This window comes from Moorena producens 3L (assembly GCF_000211815.1).
In the GTDB taxonomy this organism is placed as follows: domain Bacteria; phylum Cyanobacteriota; class Cyanobacteriia; order Cyanobacteriales; family Coleofasciculaceae; genus Moorena; species Moorena producens.
Map to the genome: position 1 here is coordinate 1 of NZ_GL890828.1, position 21,605 is coordinate 21,605.

Here is a 21,605-nt window from a genome sequence, read left to right on the forward strand (position 1 = left end):
AGTTGTGTTTTCTGACTGGGTAGGTTGTGTTTGAGCCACTGACCCATTAGCGGCACTACTGGATAAAGGTTTAATGCTTACAATCTTCCCTCCCATGCGAGCAATACGCTGCATTTCCTGCTTCATGCGGTTATAGGGCACCGTCAACAAAACTGTGCCACTCTGACGAATCGGTCCATTTTGACGAAGACCGACTACCTCATAAAGGTAAGTGCGACTACCAAATTCTGTAACAGTGCTGGAATTAGTAGACTCGCTAGGACTGTACATTGCTTCTATTGCTCCAAACCAAACTGACTATGTATTGCTAACTATGTATTGCTAAGACTTGCCTTGGCACCACAAACAGACTCACGGTCGATGGGTGAGCGGCTAGCTAGTAATAACCCCGAATAATGCCTTATTAGCGTAACATTGTAAAGCTATGCCCAGTAATGTTTTTGGTTTATCAGGGAGAGAATTAGTGTAGAGGCACTGGTAGGCACTACTCTCAAGTTACATGATCAGTAACTCAAAAACTGTAAATCCTGAGTCAGTTTAATTTTTTCTTTAAAAAATGCCCAACAAACCTTAGCATAAGTACTAAGCGAGGTAATGCTACTGACAATCAGCCTTGTATAAGCAATCTGGTTTTGGTAGAATCCACTATGAGCAGCTAGTAGTAAATACTTAAGCAGAGCTTGGCTTTGGTCTTCCCTAGTGGTTAGTACTTAAGCGAGTGGATTTATGGTGGCATGTTATCAAGCACCACTATAAGCGTGTGTCAGATTGCTCCCAGGCTTGGGCTTTGGCTTACTGAAAACTGATTTGAGAATATGTTTTACGTTAGAGGGAAGATATGACCACAGATCTGGAGAGGGTGGTAGTTATAGGAGTTGCTGGAGACTCAGGATGCGGGAAATCAACGTTTCTGAAGCGTTTGACCGACCTATTTGGCCAGGAGTTCATGACGGTGATTTGTCTGGATGACTATCACAGTCTGGATCGCAAACAGCGCAAAGAAAAAAGGGTTACTGCCCTTAATCCTAAAGCAAATAACTTTGACTTGATGTATGAGCAAATCAAAGCGCTAAAAGAAGGTCGGGGCATAGACAAACCTATTTACAACCATGAGACCGGTGAAATTGATCCACCAGAACGGGTTGAGCCAAATAAAGTCATAGTCATTGAAGGTCTGCACCCTCTTTATGATGAGCGGGTGCGTGAGCTGGTTGACTTCGGCGTTTACCTAGACATTAGCGATGAAGTCAAAATCCAATGGAAAATCCAGCGGGACATGGCAGAACGGGGCCACCGTTATGAGGATATCCTAGCGTCGATTGAAGCTAGACGTCCAGACTTTGAAGCTTACATTGAAGTCCAGAAGCAATACGCTGATGTGGTCATTCAAATCTTTCCCACACAGCTGCTTCAGGGAGAGGCAGCTAAGGAAAGCAATCTACTGCGGGTGCGCCTACTTCAGAAGGAAGGGGTGGAAAACTTCGACCCAGTTTATCTGTTTGATGAAGGGTCAACCATCGACTGGAGACCTTGTGGTCGCAAGCTAACCTGTGCTTATCCTGGTCTGAAAATGTACTATGGGCCAGACAGCTACATGGGTAACGAAGTCTCTGTACTAGAGGTAGATGGTCAGTTCGATAACCTAGAGGAGATGATTTACATCGAAAGTCACCTCAGCAAGACCTCAACCAAGTACTATGGAGAGATGACCGAGTTATTGCTCAAGCACACCGATTATCCTGGCTCTAACAACGGTTCTGGGTTGTTCCAGGTTCTCGTTGGTCTGAAGATGCGGTCAACTTATGAAAGCTTAGTATCTGGTGAAGCCAAAGTAGCAGCCAAGGTGTAGTATGGTCTACAGGAGCTGATGGATAAATGTTTGCGTGACTCCAATTCCATCAGCTTCCTCAGACGGAACAAACCGAATCAGAGCATAAGATTGGCATGGTATCGGATAGAGTTATAAGAATTTGGATAGCCAGTGTTTTGGTGTTTTTTGTTATGGTGGAAATCTACCAGTGGGTTAGACACGTAACTCTACCACTACCGGTGTTTATCTTAGCAGGAGCCTTATTAGCGATCGCTTCTAACTATGGCAAGCATCCAGGCTGGATTTTTCGCCAGCCTTCCTTCCCATCTGATTCATCTGATGCCAATCCAAGCCAAGGCAGCCAAGACCAAGACATTGCCAATACTGCTAAATTAAACGCTACAAAGCAGTCCTTATTTCCTACCTTGCCTCTCCCACAAAAATCAATTTCTTTTATTATTAATCGTCCTTTTGAAAAAAAAGATGGATGAAGAATTCATGTCATCTTTCAGCCGTTGGGCTTTGTCTCACCCTAAGCGATCAGCTTTGTGGATCAGGCTTCTAGCCTGTGAAATAACTCAGATGAAACGAATGCTTACCTCTTTGATTCAAAAGCTGATAGCTGATAGCTGATAGCTGATAGCTGATAGCTGATAGCTGATAGCTGATAGCTTAGATCAACCGTTCATATTCCGCTTCATTTGCTCCAACTCTTCATCCATTTCCCAGCTTTTAAACTGTTGCTCTAAAGGGTCTACACCAGAAGGGATATTGTATTGGTTACTGTTGGTAGTCTGATTCCAGGCAAATGTCTGGGAGTTCTGCTTAGGCTGAGAACTTGCGCGAGCTGCTGCTGTATCTCTAGCTTTAGCCTGCACTTCAGCGCGATGGTTTTTAATCTGTTCTTGGAGTTCCTTGGCTTTCGTAATTCGCTGTTTAACCCCTTCCATCTGGCCCCAAAGCTGATTGCCTTGACGTAACAGAGCTGCTTCTCGCTCTTGAGCTGCTTTAGCCCAATCAAATCTGTTGTGGGACTTCGCCTTGTCAATACGCTCATGCCAACGTTGAATGTCTTTGGCAACGGCGAGAATTTGGTCTTGCAACCGCTTTTCCTGTTGCTGTAAGTCAATAATTAGCCGCAGTGTGTCTTTTTCTTGCTCGCGCAACTGCTCCTCTAGTGCCTGTAACTCTAGATGAGGATTGTTGCGGAGAAATTCTTCTAGACGACTTTCTAGAAATCGATTCAGGTCTTCAAATAGTCCCACTGCACCACTATCCTATATCCTATTAGATCATATATTTTTAACTCTGTTATATCAACATATCTCAGCTTATCTGAAATAGCTACAGGAATGGTATAGCAGAAGTCAGAAGTCAGAAGTCAGAAGTCAGAAGTCAGAAGTCAGAAGTCAGAAGTCAGATGTCAGAAGTCAGATGTCAGAAGTCAGATGTCAGATGTCAGAAGTCAGATGTCAGAAGTCAGAAGTCAGATGTCAGAAGTCAGATGTCAGATGTCAGATGTCAGATGTCAGATGTCAGATGTCAGATGTCAGATGTCAGATGTCAGATGTCAGAAGTCAAACTCTTGCGCTTACAAAGGGTGTGAGAATTTTGTCATCTCCTAACTGCCCTGGCGACTGCTATAACTATAGTTAGTTATGAATAGTTAATTTAAAATTGGGCATTGGGATTTGTGCGATCGCGATCGCACAAATCGGGTACGCGATTGGCCTTTGGCCACGCTACGCGTACGCATACATAATATAATCGACTATAAAATACCATTGGCAATTGGCAACCGAGCCATCCTGTTGTTAATTTCCTTAGAGCGTTAGAATTTGTTTTTTAAATTCGATATGGTGATTTATTACAGTCATGATCTTACATAACTAAAAATGTTGTCCAACGTAAATTGAACGAACTTCACCATTGCGTCGAATCACTGCTTCCTGATTATCTACAGAGACTAGAGTCCAACCGCTATTAGCAATTGCTTCCCCCAGCTTAACCCGTTGGGTAACACCATCAATTTTAAACAAAGCAGCAGATTGTTCTCCTAGCTCCAGTAATCCCACCAAGGTATGTTTGATGGCAGGTGATGAGGGTGGGGGAGGTGGGGGCGGAGGGAGTCGGTCAAGAGTAGCGGTGGGCAGGGGGTCTGGGATTGGTGGTGGCGGTAATTCTAGAATAGTTGGTGGTGGTGGTTCTAGAACAGCATTTGACGGTGGTTTCGGGATTGGTGATGGTTTAGGTGTAATTTTAGGGGTGGTAGGAGGGGATGGTTTAACTGGCGCTGATGGCGCTGAGGATGCTATGGCAGGATCAGGGGTTGGAACCTTTTCAATCGGGATGTAATAAACTCGTTCTAAGACACGTTCTTTGACAGCAGTTGGTGGTGCAGTTGGTGCTGAATTATGAGCTACCGGACGATTGGGAGGCGTGGGGTTTGGTAATGATTGGGCGATCACAGGCTTTTTGATAGCTTTTGCTTTGCGGTCAATCACTTCTAGCGATCGCAACATATAGTTAATAAACTGGGCATCAGGTTCTGAGACTTTGCCTTGTTGAACTGATCCCAAAGCCACTAAGTTGTTCAACCATGACCAAGTTAGCTTTCCCTGGCTAGTCAGCCACATCATTGTGATTGCTGATAGGGACAGTAAGGCTAAAGCCCATAGGAGCTTGTCTAAAAACTGACCAGAGTGATCGGCGACAGTACTAGAGTTAGTATCTGCCGTTGTCGTTTGCAACTCACTTGAGGTGGTTTCGGCTAACTCCTGTGTTGAGGGGAGTGGGGATTCCAGAAACGGAATGATTGCCCCTGGTATGGGAATTTTCGGGATTGCTATCGGTTCCAAGGAGACATAGTCTGGCTCAGGGGGTTCTGTCGGCAACTCGCAGCCGTTCTCAATCATTTGGTACAGATCCCCAAATAAATCATCCATTAACCTATCGGCTTCAGCATCTACCGACCATGGCTGAATGGGAAGGGGAGGGTTCAACCGCTCTGTTGATTTTTCTTTGGTAATCACATCCTGAGACATCGATGGTATCTCTCGTTACTATGACTATGACTATATCTTTCAGAAGATTATCTTCCGAGACCCAAAACTAGACTTTTCTATGGGAAAAATCCTCCCATGGTTGGATATCCCGTCTGGTGATCAACCAGGGAGCAATAACGAACCTGAAATTAGGGAGCCACAACAGCAGTGAACTTTCGTTCCCGCACCTCTAGATATACCAGCAAGGCATTGATATCTGCTGGATTAACCCCGCCAACTCTGGATGCCTGACCAATAGTCATAGGTTTGACCTGGCTAAGCTTTTCACGAGACTCCTTGGATAGAGTTTCAATAGCAGCATAATCCAAATCTGGTGGTAACTGCCGATTAGCTTGCCGAGAAACTTGGTCAATTTGCTTTTGCTGACGCTTAAGATAACCATCATATTTTAGATCAATTTCTGCTCCTTCCCGTTCCGACTGATTCAGGTTAGGGTCACCGAGTCCATATTGGTCTAGATTGACATAGTGGAAACCAGGACGACGTAGTAACTCAGCTAAGGTAATCGAGTTTTTGATCTTTTGCTGGGTATCGGATGCGATCGCAATTCCGATTGGATCATGTTCCTTAATCCGTACCGACTGGAGTCGGGCTTTTTCTGTGGTGATGTTTCCCTGTTTTTGTTGATACAGCTGCCACCTACGGTCATCAATCAAACCCAGTTTCCGTCCTAAAGGAGTCATACGGCGGTCAGCGTTATCGGACCGCAATAGTAACCGATACTCCGAACGGCTAGTCAGCATTCGGTAAGGTTCCCGCAGGTCTTTGGTACACAAATCGTCAATTAACGTGCCGATATAGCTTTCTTCCCTAGGAAACACCACCATTTCCTGATGGCCTACATAGCGCACTGCATTAATTCCCGCTACAATCCCCTGAGCTGCTGCTTCTTCGTAGCCAGTGGTACCATTAATTTGTCCAGCGCAGAACAATCCCTCAATTTTTTTAGTCATCAGTGTTGGATAACACTGAGTCGCTGGTAAATAATCATACTCAACCGCATAAGCAGGACGGAGCATAGCGCAATTTTCTAATCCCGGAAGAGTTTGCAATAGCTGCAACTGCAAATTCTCTGGTAATCCAGTAGAAAATCCCTGGATATAGAGTTCTGGAATATCTCGTCCTTCTGGTTCAATAAAAATCTGGTGGCTTTCCTTATCAGCAAAGCGCACAATTTTATCTTCAATACTAGGGCAGGAACGGGGTCCTTTAGCCTCCACCCAGCCTCCATAGATTGGGGATAGATGAAGATTGTCCCGAATCAACCGGTGAGTCTCAGAAGTCGTACGGGTCAGATAGCAATACATCTGCTCTCGTTCGACCCACACATCTGGGTCAAAGCTAAACCAGCGCACCTCCTCATCCCCTGGTTGAGGTTCCAAGTTGCTGTAATCTACGGAGCGCTTATCTACCCGTGCGGGGGTTCCCGTCTTGAGTCGTCCCGTTTCAAAGCCTAAGCGGTTAAGGGTTTCAGTCAACCCAATTGCCGCAAATTCCCCAGCCCGTCCTGCTGACATGGACTTGTTTCCCACCCAGATCCGTCCACCCAGGAAAGTCCCAGTTGTCAAGATTACTGCCGATGCTTGGAAAGCCACACCGAAGTAAGTCTGAACACCTATCACCTGATCATTAGCCCCTAGCACCAAATCCGTGACCATGGCTTCCCGGAGAGTCAAGTTTTCTTGATTTTCTACAATCTCCTTCATCACAGCCGCATATTCTCGCTTATCCGTCTGCGCTCGCAAAGCCCAAACCGCTGGTCCCCGTGAACAGTTCAGTACCCGCTTTTGCAGGTAGGTACGGTCAGCCATTTTGCCAATTTCTCCACCCAAAGCATCTACCTCATGGGTGAGTTGAGACTTGGCCGGTGCTCCCACTGCTGGGTTACAGGGTTGCCAAGCAATTTTGTCTAGGTTGAGGGTAAGTAGGATAGTACGACAGCCCAACCGTGCTGAAGCTAGGGCGGCTTCACAACCAGCGTGTCCCGCGCCAACTACAATCACATCAAAGGCATCTTGGAAATCTACTTGGGAATGCATGGGTCTAAGGAAGGATCAGAAATCAAAGCTGAGGAATTCTTTACCATAAAATGGTTCATTTTTTATAGTTTAATTTAAAAATTAAGGGTTTGGTTTGATAGTTTACTGTCTACTAGCCTTCAATCGTCAACCCTCAACCGTGAACAACAAACCCTTTCACGCCCAGTTAGCATTCAGTGTAAGCATTCAGCGGTCAGCGGTCAGCGGTCAGCTTAAAATCAACCCAGCGTAGCGAAAAGCTTTGTGGCACAGGCTTTGGCCTTGGCCTTTTGGCCTTTTGGCCACGCTACGCGAACGGCCACGCGTGCGCGTTTGGCCACGCTGTGCGAACGACGCTGTGACTTAACTCAGATTAAACGAATACTTAGCTATTTTATTATTAAAGGTTTCCTCCTCAATAATCGTGCCCATAGCACATAAGCTGTTCGCGTAGCGTGCGCGTAGCGCATTAGCTGATAGCTGATAACTGATAGCTAATACGCGACACGCTGATACGCGACACGCTGATAGCTTACCCTTCAGTGATAATTTTTGGCACTCTGAAGAAATCACCATCCTGCTCAGGAGCTTCCCTGAACATACAATCCCTGTCAGTATAGGGTTTGAGAGTATCCAGTCGAGTCACATTGCTAATATCAATCGCCCGTGTAGTCGGCGGCACATCCTCAGTATCTAATTCACTCAGCTGTTGAAAATATTCGAAAATACTACTCATCTGAGCTGCCAATTTCTCCTCTTCCTCTGCTTTCAGTTCTAAACGAGCAAGATTGGCAACTTTTTGGACTTGTTCGCGGTCTATCATAATTTGGTTATAAAAAGGCTTAGCCGAAATCAAAAACTATAAAGACTATCGTAAGCATATGCGCTACAGATGGTGCTACTTGAGGTGCGGTCAGCTGTCAGCTATCATGTTTAAAATAAAGCTAGTTCCCGTAGCATGGGCATTGAGCAAACGGGATAATTTAATAGTTCGAGATTAATGATAATTCAAAGTCTGGGGATTTGCCCATCAGCCAAAGACTATGAATCCCTGGCAGTAGAGATAACAAAGATTAAACGAATGCTCATCTGTTTTATTCAAAAGCTTTCCACTTAGCCTGTGCTTAGAGCATTAGCTGATAGCTGATACGCGACACGCTGATAGCTGATAGCTTACAGACTATCAAATTTATTAACTAGAAGCTAGCCGCTAAAAGTAAACATCCATCGTAGAACGACCTGTAGTTTTCAGCCAATTTTGGGCTTCAATGTAGTTATTAGGAGCAAGGCGAATAGCTCGTTTCCAATAATCAGCCGCTTTGTCATACAAAGCTTCTGCCGCCTCACTGTCTCCAGCTTCCTTCAACTGTTCACCTTGATAATGGTAAATTACGGCTACATTATTAAGGGCCTGAGGCATACGGGGGTTGATATCAAGAGCCTGATGATAGAGTTCTAAAGCACGCTCATGCTCACCATTACTCGCTTGAATCAGCCCCATGTTGTAGATAATAAAGCTGCGGTCGTTGGGGTCTTCCTCCAGTTCCAACGCTTTTTTGTAATTATCCATAGCTTCAGCATATTCCCCATCCGCTTGAGCTGACATACCATCTCGGTAATAGACAAAAGCTTCCTTGGCTTGCTTATTGGTAGGCAGAATCTTTAACAGGATGTCTGCCATCACCGTAAAGGTTTTATCAATAAAGTTATCGTTGCGTTGAGTGCGTGGCATAGTTGCGTGGGTTTATAGTCTTCACCTTGTAGATCATCCTATCTCGTCATGTCAGCATTTAGCTATTAACCTCTCAGCACTCAGCTCAACAATCCAGGAAAACTTAAGCATTGATTGGGCTAACTGCCGCAAGTACATGATTTACCTTGAACACCCCTCAATAAGCTGATATAGCGCGTAGTGCTATAGCTCAAGTCATGGCTGTGTTATAGCAGTCGCCAGGGCAGTTAGGACATGACAAAAGTCTCAAACCTAAGTAAGCGCAAGAGTTTGACTTCTGACTTGTGACTTGTGACTTGTGACTTGTGACTTGTGACTTCTGACTTCTGCTATACCTAGAGCGTCAACTGACTTACTGTTATAGAACTTCATTAACACATCTATTTATATATGTCAATAAAAATATGTGTTAAAATATCAGTAAAATCACTTAGAATAAAAGCATGGTAGATGAACCCTGATAATTATCCCCGGAGCTCCAGTTTCCGGGGTTTTCTCTAGGGGTCTATTGATAATTAATACAACTTTCGAGGAACGGTCTTGCCGCTAGTCGTCAATCATCCCCTGCTAAACCTTCCGGATAGTGGAGAAGTAACTCAGAAGAAAGAAATGGTAGATGCACCCTAATAATTACCCCCGAAGCTCACGGTTCGGGGGTTTTCTTTGGTAGATGCTGCCATAGACCATAACTTGGCTGTCAGCTAAAAGTAAAGTCCTCTCTAGGTTTAGCAATCATATAGAATCTTTAGCCATACCTTAGCTTCCGGATTTCAGTAACATCACTCAGAAGAAAGAAATGGTAGATGCACCCTGATAATTACCCCTGAAGCTCACGGTTCGGGGGATTTTTTTTTGGTAGGTGCGCTTGCCGTTGGCGAATTAAATTCGCCACGGGTCGCACCTGTAGATGTTGCCATCACCGCCTCAGCTGGCTGTTGGCTAAGAGCAAATTTCTCCCCTGGGTTTTGTGATTGATTGACTAGTCAATTTACTAGTAATCCTTCCGGATATCAATCCGATCAATCAGAAGAAATAAATGGTAGATGCACCCTAATAATTACCCCTGAAGCTCACGGTTCGGGGGATTTTTTTTTAGGTGCGCTTTCCGTTGCCGAATTAAATTCGCCACGGGTCGCACCTGTAGATGTTGCCATCAGCTCCTCAACTGGCTGTTGGCTAAGAGCAAATTTCTCCCGTGGGTTTTGTGATCCATTTACTAGTAATCCTTCCGGATATCAATCCCATCAATCAGAAGAAATAAATGGTAGATGCACCCTGATAATTACCCCTAGGCTCAACGGTTTGGGGGTTTTCTTTTGGAACAGTTGTCGAATCCCTATCAAAGCTAATATTTACCAGAGATATTCCGGCAATTTTTTCGACTATTTTATTGGTCATAGTTCCGGAGAATAGTTAAGTAACTAAGAAGAAAGAAATTAGATGCAACCTGATCAACACCCCTGAGATCTCATTGGGAGTTTTTTAGCAGTAGATCAATTGCGATCTATGTCACTAGTTACTAGAAGCACCGTCTAAGAGTGTTTTTCACCCATTTACCTTTCTGAGTGCGGTTCCGATGTTTATGGTCTGACCGCCTAGAGGAAACTTCCTTATTATAAGGCTACATTGATTGGGTGATGATGATTGCTCAGAAAAGACTGAGTGCCAAATAAATTAGCGCGTTAATCGTTTTTAATCCCAGCTCTGACGAGACTGGGTTTTAAAACTTCGCGCTTACTTGCGATCAAGTATCCCAGCTGTTAACAGCCAGAAATTTGGTAGTTTTTAGAATTAGTCCCAACCCAATATATCATACGTGACAGCTCCCACACTGACTCTTTGAGTTCAGTGTGGGCAACAAGCGCCAATCCAGCTATTGCTTAGGAGGCGCTGGGCTTTAAGAACGGACTGCCCTCTCTTGATGCAGTCGCTCATGGGGGAAACCCCCAAGACCGCGCTGCATCGCTGCCGCTCTGTTTTCTTGGTCTTTTGTTTAATAATGTTTGACCAACTTCCCAGCATTTATGGCCTTTGGCCACGCTACGCGAACGGCTTTGAAAGTCAGTATTTCCAGTATAACACATCGATTGGTCTAAAGTGAAAGACTCTGTGCAAAATTCATCCCTGGAGACGAAACCTTAGATAGGGTCGCTTTATTACAAAAGATTTAACCAAAGGTGCGCTTTCCGTAGGCGAATTAAATTCGCCACGGGTCGCACCTCTTTTACGCATAACCGACTAACCATAAAAGCTCCACTATCTTACGGTAACTTTAAACACTCATGCTGCGCATGTTCGTTGTGGGGCTTCTTTTGCCGGAAGCTAATCTGGTAAGCAATAGCTATGGCTTGGGAGAAAATGGTACACCTAGACCATTTCCCCTGGAGTAGGAGATGCTCCTCTATTCACGCATACCGACTACCCACTGATAAGTTCCATGTGCCAGCAAGTCTTTCACTAGTTCATAAGTAACGCTATAGTTAGACCTTGGTACGGTCAGTCAAGATTTCGTAGCCATCAGTTGTTACCAAAACAGTATGTTCAAACTGAGCGGATAGAGAATTATCGACCGTAACGACTGTCCAACGGTCAGATAGGGTGCGTGTGAACTTAGTACCAGCATTCAAAATTGGCTCAATCGCCAAAGTCATCCCAGCACGCAGCTTGACATTCGGCAATTCCCGGGTGCGGAAGTTGAACACTGAGGGGTCTTCGTGTAAATTTCGCCCCACACCATGACCCGTATAATCCTCCACGATACTATAGCCATAAGTTTGGGCATGGTCTTCAATCGCACCAGCAATGTCTAACAAGTATTTCCCTGCTTTCACTTGTTCGATGCCCTTGTAGAGGGTTTCATTTGCCACCCGAATTAATTGACTCACTTCTGGTTTGACCTCTTCAATCGGAATAGTAATACATGAGTCTCCGTGAAATCCCTGATAGTAGGCACCTGTATCAACTTTCAACACATCACCACTGCAAATTACTTTCTTGGCACTAGGAATACCATGAACTACTTCGTGATTAAGGCAGCTGCAGATCGACCCAGGAAAGCCGTAGTAGCCTTTGAAACTTGGGGTTGCTCCCATCTGACGGATCCGCTTTTCGGCATAGGTATCTAAATCCGCTGTGCTCATTCCTGGCTCAACCATTTCAGAAATTTCTTTGAGTACTGTTGCCACAATAGTTGCCGCCTGCCGCATGATCTCAATTTCACGCTCAGATTTGATTTCAATCCGTCGGCGTTTTTTCTTGGGACGGGAGGGATTAGAGGGATTAGTGACTCCTGAAAGCAGGTTACTTAGAATGTTCATTTGATAATTATTAGTTAATTAAGAATTATTAAAGAATTATTATATCTTTCGATTTTCTTTCTATTTTCGGTTCCTAGCTCTATTGAGTAAAAATTCCTAGCAAGATGGATCCCAACACTTCACTAAGAATAGGATAAATCCCCTCTTTCAACAAAGAGCCATTCCAGTTAACCACAACTTGATATTAATGGTCGATTTGATTTATAATACTGATATCGGAATAGTTTATAAAATCAAGTTTAGAGTTAACTGATGAATAAGTCCGTTTGTACTACTGAAGCAGCATCTCTGTTAGGAATATCTTCTAGACGATTGAGACAACTCCTCCAAGACGGTCGCGTCCGGGGTGCCTATAAAAGCGGCAAATTCTGGATTATTCCTCTGTTCAACCATTTACCCCAAATCATCAAGGCCAGCCGTGGCCCAAAGGGCAAGTGGCGTAAAAGTCGTCCTCCGGCTCTAGCTAAGATCAATGTCAATCGCAATCGCATTGGTAGCAACAACACTAAACGTCCCGAAGAGCGTCAGCCAGTGATTTCTGTAAAACGAAGCGGCAACAATCTATACGGCAACCAGGTAGAAATTCTTGGTCCGTGTCGGATTGTGTATCAACCGGATCACCCTCTTGATTGTGGTGCTCGTCTGTGGATCGAAACCTTTAGTGATATTCACTTTATCGGTGGTAGTTTTTCGGCCATTGGCTAGTCGAGAGTCGGGTTATATTTATCTTTTTCCTGTTGCATTTTTCCATAACAACAAACTGCCGATACCTAGGATGAGTAAGGCAAAAATCCCTATGGGCAACCACCACTGTAATAATTGAGGCTCTGATGGTGCAGTATCCTCGAAGGATTCTGAAAAGGATTCTGAGTGCTGGTTAAATTCAGGTTCAGTGGTAGGACTTGGCACAGTCGCAGTTTTTTCCCAGGAGTGACTGTAACGTCGTACTTGATCTCAAATGGCTTAAAACTAGCTCCTGATTTAGGAGTACCGCTTAAGACTAACTCATAGACTCCCGCTTTAGGAAAGACTAGATCAGCTCCAGGAATACCAAGGTATTTTTCAGCTGATATAGCTTTGAGCTGTGGCTCAAGGATAGGGGAATTCCCTTGGTCTGATGAGGATTTAGAATAAACCACTAATTGACAGTCACATTGCTCTAGGGGAATGAGTTGTCCCCCTTGGCGAGTAAGGGCAAACCATGCTAGAGCAGGTTCTCTAGCGCGAGGATTGTGATTGGGTTCAATGTGGAAGGTAGCACCGACATCGGCAGAGGTTTTAATGTTGTGAGAAATTATCGGAAAATACTGCTCAGTTCTGAGTGCTGAGTTTTCAGTAGAGGAAATGTGGGATCGCAGTTGAATGGTCATGGGGGTTAACTCTTAATGCTAAGATTTCTTCAAAGATGCTCTTAGCTCCTAACCAGAAAATGCCGGAGATACAGAGGATATCGAAGATCACACATGAATCTTTTGATTATAAATTGCTATAAGTTCACAATAAGGATGAATGGCTGATGATAATATTTACCATAGTCTTATAGCTAAGGAACATAAGCACGGAATGGTTTTAGATTTGCTGCTGGTCATGACCCTAGGGTTTCTGGGCAGTTTTGGTCACTGTGTGGCAATGTGTGGACCTCTGACAGTGGCGTTTTCCCTATCTCAGCAGCAGGAAAAGTCTCCAAAGTGGCTCCATCAGCTGGGTTTTCATAGTCTCCTTAACCTAGGACGAACAATTAGTTATGCTCTTGTCGGAGCTGCACTTGGGGGTATGGGTTCGGTCTTGATTGCTAGTGGTCAGTTGGCTGGGATTGGCAGTGGATTGCGCCAAGCCATGGCAATTCTGACTGGTTTAATGCTTATTTGGTTTGGCTGTGTGCAGCTTAAACCCGATTGGATTCCCCGTCTGCCCCTATTACACCCCCTATCTAAAGGGATTGGGCATCAACGGCTGACGGTCGCGATGACTAAATTGTCTGGGGAATCTCAGTGGTGGACACCAGCCCTTTTAGGAGGAGTCTGGGGTTTGATGCCTTGTGGATTCCTGTATGCTGCTCAGATTAAAGCAGCGGAAATGGGTAATCTTTGGTGGGGAGCAGCAACGATGCTGGCCTTTGGACTGGGAACGATGCCCATGATGCTAGGAGTGGGTGTATCTGCATCTAGACTCAGTGTTAGCAAGCGCAGCCAGCTGTTTCGCCTAGGAGGCTGGGTTACCCTCACGATTGGTATTTTAACCCTTCTCCGTACCGATGCTATGGTGGATTACACCGGTCATGGGGCGCTGCTGTTACTGATGTTAGCTTTGATTGCTCGTCCGATTAGTCGTTTGTGGGCTGGGCTGTTACGCTATCGTCGGGCTTTAGGAGTGGGGGCATTTGTGTTGGCGATCGCTCATACATTTTTTAGGCTAGACCATGCCTTGAACTGGAAGTTAGATGCTATGGGGTTTATGCTACCGCAGCATAAGTGGGGTCTGTTAGCAGGAATTTTAGCCCTCGTGTTGATTACCCCAGCGGCTCTCACGAGTTTTGACCACTTACAGAAGGGTTTGGGCAAGCTTTGGCGACGGATTCATTTATTGAGTATCCCTGCTTTAGTCCTAGCTGCAATTCATGCCGTGATGATTGGTTCGAGCTACCTGGGACAGTTAGCTTTGACTGGAAACAACCATCTCAGAGCTGTCAGTTTGGGAATAATTACCTTAGGAGTTTTGCTAGTGCGATCGCGTATTGTTTGGTCAGGGTTATCCCTAGAAAAGTTCTACCTTCCCCCCAAATCTTGGTAATGGTTACTGATTTTACACTGAGCTTTTGACCCATCCACTTCAGTGTTAGCTATTCAGTATTACCTATAGTTAACAATATTTTCTCTGCTTCAAGCTAAACCCTATGCAATTTAGGTGTAAAGTAGCTATAATCGGTAAATTTTTGGTGGGCTTTATGGGATTGCGAAATTGGTTAACTGCTACTGCTGTAGCTTGTCTGATTTGGGTGATCAGCTCGGCATTTGCTCCCCCTGCGTTGGCTGTGATCCGCATTAAACTCTCCAACTTGTCTTCCCAGGAGTGTCCCTTAGAAATTGGGAAAGGCAGGGTGATCAGTGGTGGGGGGTCGGCTAGGCAGGCTAGTTGCTATGTTATCAAGGGTAAAGCCAAGAATCCCACTGGCAGAAAGGTGTTTGATGCTGATGTTTTTGGTCGTATCTTGGATGCCAATGGCAATAATACCTTCCCAAATCGGGGTCGCGTGGGGTTAATTGATGAAGTGGAACCAGGAACCAGTGATTTTGAAATCCAGGTTACGGTTCCTGCTAATGTAAAAACGCCTCTGATCCTTAAGGGTTTTAAGGCATCCGGTTTTAGGAACAGAATTGGTCGTTGACTGGTTCAGGATTAAGTGCTGTCGCCCCTGTCTTGATGCAGCGCCATCTTGGTAAGGTCACCTCACCAAGACGGCTTAGGTGCGCCTGACCCGTAATTTAATTCGCCACGGGTCGCACCTATGCATCGTTTTCCCATTTATCCTTTACCTATTCTAGATAAGCTAAATTTAGAGCACGCTAATTTGATACTGTGAACAAGGATTAGAACTTACTATTCTGATTACAGCTGTTGATCACGGCTATGCTAAAACAGCCCAGCTACAATTTGTAGAAGAAAAATCGCCACTATGGGGGAAAAATCTATACCTCCAAGGGGTGGAATGAAGGAACGGAAAATATTCAGGTAAGGGTCAGTAATTGGACTTAAGACAGAAGCGACCTGATTCGCCCAATCCATTGTTTGAAACCAAGTTAACAGAATTCGGACAATTAATAGAACTAGATAGATTTGGATAAAGCTCTGGAGAGTGCTGGTGAGCAGTTCTGTAGCCATAGATTTATAAGCTTTCTTAGTAAGTTTGTATGAGTGTTATGCCTTGATGTTAAGTTTAACGGATTTAGATCACCCTGTGCCTGAAGACCAATGCAGTACAGCTTTAAAATGCCTAAAACAGAATTATTTCATGGCTCAAGCACCCGTTCATGTGTATTTGCCTCAGCTGTACCTTTCACTGTGCTGACTTGTTGACGTACATCGTCAATGGCTGAATTGAGCTGGGCAATTTTGTCTTCCAAACTCTGACGTGCCGCTTCAATGCTTGCTTCTGCCTTTAGTTCGCGCTTTCTAGCCCTAATTGCCTTAGGGTCTGAGCGCTCAGAATTTAACATAGACCGATCTTCCTCATCCTTTTGATTACTTTTACCAGCAGTAACCAAAGCGCCGATTAATCCACCTATCAATCCCCCGACTACTGCTCCAGTCAGGAATCCACTTGCAAAACCATCTTGCTGACTCATGTTGCTCTGTTGCCCTTGATTTGAAAAATGCAGCTTTTATCCAGATTAACCCATCAAGTTTGAGAGGATCTTGCTGATTAGACAAGGGGTTTGCTACCAGCCCTTAATTCATAATATCGTATCGGAAGCGTTTTAGACAAAGCTTTGAAAGCCCGGTCTGGTGAGCGAACCGGGAATGTGAACCTTGGAACCATGATCAGGAAGTCTAGGTAGAGGTGTTCCAGGCAACACCTCTACTATCAATTGGATTTGCTGTCTAAGTCTGTCAGGGTAATAGGGGCTTGTCGCGGTTTCGGTCAAGTTCCAAAAGCGCGATCGCCTGCATCACCCAAGCCTGGTACTATATATCCCTTACCATTGACTTCCTCATCAATCATGCCAGTGTAGATGGTCAAACTAGGATAATCTGCCCCCAACTTTTGTAAGGCTGGTGGTGCTGCTACCACGCTAATAATCCGTGTTAAATCTGGTGTTGCGCCTCGTTTTTTAAGTTCTGACATTGCCAACATCATTGTGCCACCAGTAGCCAGCATCGGGTCGAGAACTAGGACTCGTGTATTTGGGTCAAACTGATTGGGTAAGGTGTTCAGGTAAAAATTGGCTTGTAAGGTTTCCTCATTTCTGACCAGACCAAGGTGATAAACCGATGCCAAGGGCAGCAAAGTTTGGGCTCCATCTAAGAGCGCTAGTCCAGCCCGCAAAATTGGCACAACTACTATGGGTACTTCTGGATTCACCATAGTTACCTTGCACGGAGCTAGGGGAGTTTGCACTGTTAGTTCTTCATTCGGCAACCAATCCCGCATTGCTTCATAGGTCAACCAGCGTCCCAACTCGGTCATAGCGCTTTTGAACAATGGAGGTGGTGTCGAGGCATCACGGGCAACCCCTAGCCAGTGCTTAACTAGGGGATGGGGTGGAACATAGACACGTAGTTGGAGAGTCATAACAGCTAGTAACTATAAGAATTAGTGATAAACAAATTAGGTAGTGTTAGAGGAATTGGGCAGTAGGGTTTTTCGGAATAACCACAAGTCTTAATCTAGTTGATGATAGTTTCAAGTTTTACATTGATGAACACAGTATTAAGGAGTGTTTGCTTGATTCAAGCAAACCCTATACAAGTTGTCAAAATAGAGACAGCACTCAAAGGGTTTGCTGATCCTTGTAACTATGCCAATAATACTGTTAAGTCGTCAATTACAAGCAAAAAAACCCCGTCAGCTCAGATATACATCTGAGGGGGTCACCGGGTGTGGGCTGGGGCGGGGGACCCTGGTGTAATGATTGCCTTAGTTCCCAAAAAGTTTTCCTTACAGGTTCGCCCACACCCAGTAAGGCTAACAAGGCTGCTTGTTAGCCTCCCCGGTGGATGGTTACCTAACACTCCCGACACTCCCGACACTCCCCTTTTCGGGAAAATGGCTCCCTAAATGTTGACATTTTTTATCAACAAGCTTATAGTAGTAATAAGTGTTCTCCTCTCATTAAGGATAGGCGGGTGGGACCGGTACGCAGCAGCAGGCTGGTGCCCACTTTTTTTTTTGCATTGGTAATGAACTCCTATCTCAACAAGAAACGCTAAACTCAGATCCATCAGTTAATCTATTTAAATTGCTAATTCCATGACTGCTGGATCCCAACCTTGCCCATCAAGCAATCAATCCCATACCATTTCCAATCAATCGGTATTTGATACTATTGTGATTGGCTCTGGTATTGGGGGGCTAGTAACCGCAACTCAGTTGGCAGCAAAGGGAGCGAGTGTGCTGGTGCTAGAAAGCTATATCATTCCTGGTGGTAGTTCGGGTTACTTCGAGCGAGAGGGGTATCGCTTTGATGTGGGAGCATCAATGATTTTTGGGTTTGGCACCAAGGGGACAACCAATCTACTTACCCGAGCCCTTGAGGCTGTCAATGTCAGTCTGGAAACAATTCCAGATCCAGTACAGATTCACTATCATCTCCCTGGTGGTCTAGAGCTAAAAGTCCATCGAGAGTATGATAATTTTTTGCAAGAACTTACTGCTCACTTCCCTGACCAACGCCAAGGGATTCGCAAATTTTACGATGAATGCTGGAAGGTCTTTAATTGCCTGAATGCGATGGACTTACTGTCCTTGGAAGAACTTGGCTATTTGACCAGAGTATTTTTCCAGCATCCCTTGGCTTGTTTGGGTTTAGTGAAGTACCTACCCCAAAATGTGGGAGACATTGCTCGTAAGTATATTAGCGACCTTGAGTTGCTGAAATTTATAGACATGGAATGTTATTGCTGGTCTGTGGTACCTGCTGACAAAACACCGATGATTAATGCTGGTATGGTGTTTTCTGACCGACATTACGGTGGGATTAATTATCCGGTAGGAGGTGTAGGAAAAATCGCCCAAAAACTAGTGGAGGGATTGGAGAAAGCTGGAGGTCAGATTCTTTATAAAGCTCGAGTGGGGAAAATTCTGCTGGAAAAGGGCAAGGCAGTGGGTGTCCAGCTAGTCAATGGTAAAGAGTATCGAGCAAAACGAATTGTTTCCAATGCTACCCGTTGGGATACATTTGAGAAATTGCTGCCAGCTGACCAAATGCCAAGAGTTGAGCGGAAATGGCAACAGCGTTATCAGAAATCACCGGGTTTCTTGAGTTTACATTTAGGGGTAAAGGCAGATGTTTTACCACCTGGTACAGAGTGTCACCATATTGTCCTAGAAGACTGGGAAAATATGGAGGATGCGGAGGGGACTATTTTTGTTTCGATTCCTACCTTGCTTGATCCCAATTTAGCGCCAGAAGGCTATCATGTTTTCCACACCTTTACCCCGAGCTGGATGGAAGATTGGCAAGGGTTATCCCCTCGTCAGTACGAACATAAGAAGGAAGAGGCAGCTGGAGGCTTAATTGAGCGACTGGAGAGGATTTTTCCTGGCTTAGATGCTGGATTGGATTACATGGAGGTGGGAACACCACGCAGTCATCGACGATTTTTGAACCGTATGGATGGAACCTATGGGCCAATTCCCCGCCGCAAATTAATGGGATTGTTGGGAATGCCGTTTAATCGGACTGCGATTCCAGGGCTTTATTGTGTTGGGGATAGCACCTTTCCGGGGCAAGGTTTAAATGCAGTAGCGTTTTCGGGATTTGCTTGTGCTCACCGTATTGCTGTGGATTTGGGATTCTAGGTAGAATGCTTCTTAGGGAACAGCGGGGGAATAGGCAATAGGGAACAGGCAAGCTAGCAATAGGCAAGCTAGCAATAGGCAATAGGGAACAGGCAAGCTAGCAATAGGCAAGCTAGCAATAGGCAATAGGGAAAAAATCCTGTGTACGTCATTAATATGAGAATCGCTATAAAATATAGCGGTTTGCGACTTTGTTAAGTACATATTTATGGTTTTTTATAGAACAGGGAACAGCGGTTCACCGGAACAGGGAATAGAGCAATTGGCATCCAATCTAAGTTATTTATTATTGCCAATTAAGAAGTGGAATTTATCTTTTTTGTCCCATTTTCATAATTAACTTATCTGCAAAGGGCTATAAGTATTCAAACGCCAATCAGATCACACTCGCCACAGTTCCCAAACCTCCTTCTGTTTCCCTATTCCCTGGGTGCATCTCACTTGTGCAAAAACACTCTTCGGCAATAGAAAGCTAATATCATTTTATGACAATTACCTTTAATAAAAATCTCCCCCATCTCCCCACCCTCCCAGGGTTATTTCATTCTGGATCTAGGTAACGAGTTTACAGTCTTTCAGCCATCACTAACCGGAATTATCGAAGGCTGAAAAGACGTATCCTCGTAAATGCATAAAATATTGCAATTTAGAATGAAACAGCCCTGCCACCCTCCCCACACTTACCACCCTCCCCACACTTCTTTTAGTTATAGATTTACAAATATGAGATGCACCCTATTACCTCAGGGTAAGCTCATATAATTTTGTATAAAATGTACTTTACAAAACTATTCAAGTATCCTCCTAGACCAAAAATTAAAGTCAAACTATAATCAAGTTTTAATCTGAGTTTAAAAACGGATAAATAGCAAATGATTAAGGGTTTTGTTTCTCAATTAAAAACCCAAATAAACTTTGAATGTAAACAAGTAAAAAGCCAACAGTTAAACTCCATCAATGCTATCGAATCTAACTTATTAAGTTATGTCGAATATATCGAAGAGCCTAGAGTCCAAAGAACTCAAAAACACCTCCTAAAAGATATTTTAGTAATCGCTATTTTAGCCGTCATTGGAGGTGCAGAGGGCTGGGAGGACATGGAAAATTATGGGATTGCCAAACAACAATGGTTAGAATAATTCTTAGACTTACCCAATGGTATCCCCAGTGATGATACTTTTCGACGAGTTTTTGTTCGCGCAGCGTCTCCGAAGGAGAAAAGAATTCATCCCGATGCTTTAGAACAATGTTTGGCTAAATGGCTTCAAAGTATGCTCGGTTCGATTGCTGGATAGATTGTTCCTATAGATGGGAAAAGTCTCAGAGGTTCTTATGACCGTAATCAAGGAGTAAAAGCCCTGGGGGGGCGACAAGCGCCCTGTAACCCTTGATATATCTGAAATTGAGCGAATTATGGTAAAAAAAGATAGGCCATAACTTGTCAATACGACCAATAAGATTGAAAATGCTACCATAATTATATCAAAAACATCTAAAAAATCTACTTTCTAAATCTCAATTATTGTTTTTTTACCTTATAATAAGAATTAGACAAGACCCCAAAAATATCAAAATTAAAAAAATTGCAGAGTCACTCCCTTTACCCATTCAATTTAACTCACGACGTAAAAAACTACAGAGATTTTTATCTTTGCAAGTATTTGAGGTCAAATATTTGTGGTTTCCAATTATTCGAGAATGGATAAATCAAACATGTACGTGCATAGCAAAAAATCTATTTAGCTATCGATAGAACTAATTGGTTTGAAGTTACCGTAAGACAGTTGAGCCTTTAATGTCGGCAGGCTATGAGTAAAAGGGTTAAATCTTGTAAATAAGGCTCAACGTAATCAGGTTTCGTCCGGAAAAACTATAATTTGTTAATGATTAGTATCATTTATAAAAACCGAGCAATTCCTAAGGTGCGCTTCCGCCCAGTTTATTGTTGCCCAACTAGCCACACTCTAGATAGAAGAAAGTTCCAGACTGGCAGGAATTGATTCACAGAAAATCTTGGGATGTTTGGAAGCCCCGTCTATGCACAACCGGGGTGCTGATTTTAGTATCTGATTTTACTGTTTGGGCTGCGGNGAGCAAATTTTACTCTTTTGAGATCTACTTTTTTGAAATCTATCTATTTTTGA

The 21,605-nt window shown here is 44.2% G+C and carries 20 protein-coding genes and 1 pseudogene; 9 read left to right on the top strand and 12 right to left on the bottom strand.

The window, feature by feature from the left end:
- Positions 1–270 (bottom strand): rod-capping linker protein CpcD (gene cpcD / locus LYNGBM3L_RS04585; protein ID WP_008179667.1); only part of this gene is annotated, 270 nt, incomplete at its 3' end.
- Between the two features lie 568 nt (positions 271–838).
- Here cpcD and LYNGBM3L_RS04590 point away from each other — a divergent pair.
- Together LYNGBM3L_RS04590 and LYNGBM3L_RS39715 are read left to right on the top strand one after the other, a co-directional pair.
- Positions 839–1,849, top strand: coding sequence for a phosphoribulokinase (locus LYNGBM3L_RS04590; RefSeq protein WP_008179669.1), 1,011 nt, complete (start codon positions 839–841; stop codon positions 1,847–1,849).
- A 95-nt stretch (positions 1,850–1,944) separates the two neighbouring features.
- Complete coding sequence (locus LYNGBM3L_RS39715) at positions 1,945–2,301, top strand: hypothetical protein (RefSeq protein ID WP_044492275.1); 357 nt, start codon at positions 1,945–1,947, stop codon at positions 2,299–2,301.
- A 186-nt stretch (positions 2,302–2,487) separates the two neighbouring features.
- Here LYNGBM3L_RS39715 and LYNGBM3L_RS04600 read toward each other — a convergent pair whose 3' ends face one another.
- Complete coding sequence (locus tag LYNGBM3L_RS04600; protein ID WP_008179675.1) at positions 2,488–3,075, bottom strand: TIGR04376 family protein; 588 nt, start codon at positions 3,073–3,075, stop codon at positions 2,488–2,490.
- Between the two features lie 155 nt (positions 3,076–3,230).
- Between LYNGBM3L_RS04600 and LYNGBM3L_RS39720 the strand changes: the two genes are divergently transcribed.
- Positions 3,231–3,416, top strand: a complete 186-nt coding sequence (locus LYNGBM3L_RS39720) for a hypothetical protein (RefSeq protein ID WP_131827022.1) — start codon at positions 3,231–3,233, stop codon at positions 3,414–3,416.
- Between the two features lie 283 nt (positions 3,417–3,699).
- On the opposite strand, the gene LYNGBM3L_RS34640 is transcribed toward LYNGBM3L_RS39720, so the two are convergent.
- The 4 genes from LYNGBM3L_RS34640 to LYNGBM3L_RS04620 form a co-directional block, all read right to left on the bottom strand.
- Positions 3,700–4,854, bottom strand: a complete 1,155-nt coding sequence (locus LYNGBM3L_RS34640) for a hypothetical protein (RefSeq protein WP_008179677.1) — start codon at positions 4,852–4,854, stop codon at positions 3,700–3,702.
- Between the two features lie 149 nt (positions 4,855–5,003).
- Entirely contained in the window at positions 5,004–6,914 is a 1,911-nt protein-coding gene (gene mnmG / locus LYNGBM3L_RS04610; protein WP_008179680.1) for a tRNA uridine-5-carboxymethylaminomethyl(34) synthesis enzyme MnmG, read from the bottom strand.
- A gap of 511 nt (positions 6,915–7,425) precedes the next feature.
- Complete coding sequence (gene gatC / locus LYNGBM3L_RS04615) at positions 7,426–7,716, bottom strand: Asp-tRNA(Asn)/Glu-tRNA(Gln) amidotransferase subunit GatC (protein ID WP_008179681.1); 291 nt, start codon at positions 7,714–7,716, stop codon at positions 7,426–7,428.
- Positions 7,717–8,103: 387 nt separating this feature from the next.
- Positions 8,104–8,625: a photosystem I assembly protein Ycf3 gene (locus tag LYNGBM3L_RS04620; protein WP_008179683.1), complete on the bottom strand. Its 522-nt coding sequence runs from the start codon at positions 8,623–8,625 to the stop codon at positions 8,104–8,106.
- Positions 8,626–9,600: 975 nt separating this feature from the next.
- On the opposite strand from LYNGBM3L_RS04620, the gene LYNGBM3L_RS44890 reads away from it, so the two are divergent.
- The gene (locus tag LYNGBM3L_RS44890) at positions 9,601–10,038 is read left to right on the top strand and encodes a hypothetical protein (RefSeq protein WP_044492276.1); all 438 of its coding nucleotides are present in this window, start codon (positions 9,601–9,603) and stop codon (positions 10,036–10,038) included.
- Positions 10,039–11,105: 1,067 nt separating this feature from the next.
- Here LYNGBM3L_RS44890 and map read toward each other — a convergent pair.
- Positions 11,106–11,942, bottom strand: coding sequence for a type I methionyl aminopeptidase (map, locus tag LYNGBM3L_RS04630; RefSeq protein ID WP_008179684.1), 837 nt, complete (start codon positions 11,940–11,942; stop codon positions 11,106–11,108).
- 252 nt (positions 11,943–12,194) lie between these two features.
- Between map and LYNGBM3L_RS04635 the strand changes: the two genes are divergently transcribed.
- Entirely contained in the window at positions 12,195–12,647 is a 453-nt protein-coding gene (locus LYNGBM3L_RS04635) for a MerR family transcriptional regulator (RefSeq protein ID WP_008179687.1), read from the top strand.
- Between the two features lie 89 nt (positions 12,648–12,736).
- Here the strand turns inward: LYNGBM3L_RS04635 and LYNGBM3L_RS04640 are convergent, their stop codons facing one another.
- Complete coding sequence (locus LYNGBM3L_RS04640) at positions 12,737–13,312, bottom strand: hypothetical protein (protein WP_008179689.1); 576 nt, start codon at positions 13,310–13,312, stop codon at positions 12,737–12,739.
- 139 nt (positions 13,313–13,451) lie between these two features.
- On the opposite strand from LYNGBM3L_RS04640, the gene LYNGBM3L_RS04645 reads away from it, so the two are divergent.
- Both LYNGBM3L_RS04645 and LYNGBM3L_RS04650 read left to right on the top strand, forming a co-directional pair.
- Entirely contained in the window at positions 13,452–14,732 is a 1,281-nt protein-coding gene (locus LYNGBM3L_RS04645; protein ID WP_008179691.1) for an urease accessory protein UreH domain-containing protein, read from the top strand.
- A gap of 154 nt (positions 14,733–14,886) precedes the next feature.
- Entirely contained in the window at positions 14,887–15,327 is a 441-nt protein-coding gene (locus LYNGBM3L_RS04650) for a hypothetical protein (RefSeq protein WP_044492286.1), read from the top strand.
- A 245-nt stretch (positions 15,328–15,572) separates the two neighbouring features.
- Here the strand turns inward: LYNGBM3L_RS04650 and LYNGBM3L_RS04655 are convergent, their stop codons facing one another.
- The 3 genes from LYNGBM3L_RS04655 to upp all read right to left on the bottom strand — a co-directional run bounded on the left by LYNGBM3L_RS04655 (position 15,573) and on the right by upp (position 17,232).
- Positions 15,573–15,821 carry a YggT family protein gene (locus tag LYNGBM3L_RS04655; protein WP_008179693.1) on the bottom strand — a complete coding sequence of 83 codons (249 nt, stop codon included), beginning with the start codon at positions 15,819–15,821 and terminating at the stop codon, positions 15,573–15,575.
- Positions 15,822–15,949: 128 nt separating this feature from the next.
- Entirely contained in the window at positions 15,950–16,285 is a 336-nt protein-coding gene (locus LYNGBM3L_RS04660) for a ssl2009 family thylakoid membrane protein (RefSeq protein ID WP_008179694.1), read from the bottom strand.
- A gap of 296 nt (positions 16,286–16,581) precedes the next feature.
- Positions 16,582–17,232, bottom strand: a complete 651-nt coding sequence (gene upp, locus LYNGBM3L_RS04665) for a uracil phosphoribosyltransferase (protein WP_008179696.1) — start codon at positions 17,230–17,232, stop codon at positions 16,582–16,584.
- 678 nt (positions 17,233–17,910) lie between these two features.
- Here upp and crtH point away from each other — a divergent pair.
- Positions 17,911–19,461 (top strand): carotenoid isomerase, encoded by a 1,551-nt coding sequence (crtH, locus tag LYNGBM3L_RS04670; RefSeq protein ID WP_008179698.1) that lies wholly within the window; start codon positions 17,911–17,913, stop codon positions 19,459–19,461.
- 12 nt (positions 19,462–19,473) lie between these two features.
- Here the strand turns inward: crtH and LYNGBM3L_RS39725 are convergent, their stop codons facing one another.
- Positions 19,474–19,665, bottom strand: a complete 192-nt coding sequence (locus LYNGBM3L_RS39725; RefSeq protein ID WP_131827021.1) for a hypothetical protein — start codon at positions 19,663–19,665, stop codon at positions 19,474–19,476.
- Positions 19,666–20,333: 668 nt separating this feature from the next.
- Here LYNGBM3L_RS39725 and LYNGBM3L_RS37860 point away from each other — a divergent pair.
- A pseudogene (locus LYNGBM3L_RS37860) lies at positions 20,334–20,822 on the top strand (ISAs1 family transposase); the annotation flags it as partial.
- Positions 20,823–21,605: the final 783 nt, after the last annotated feature.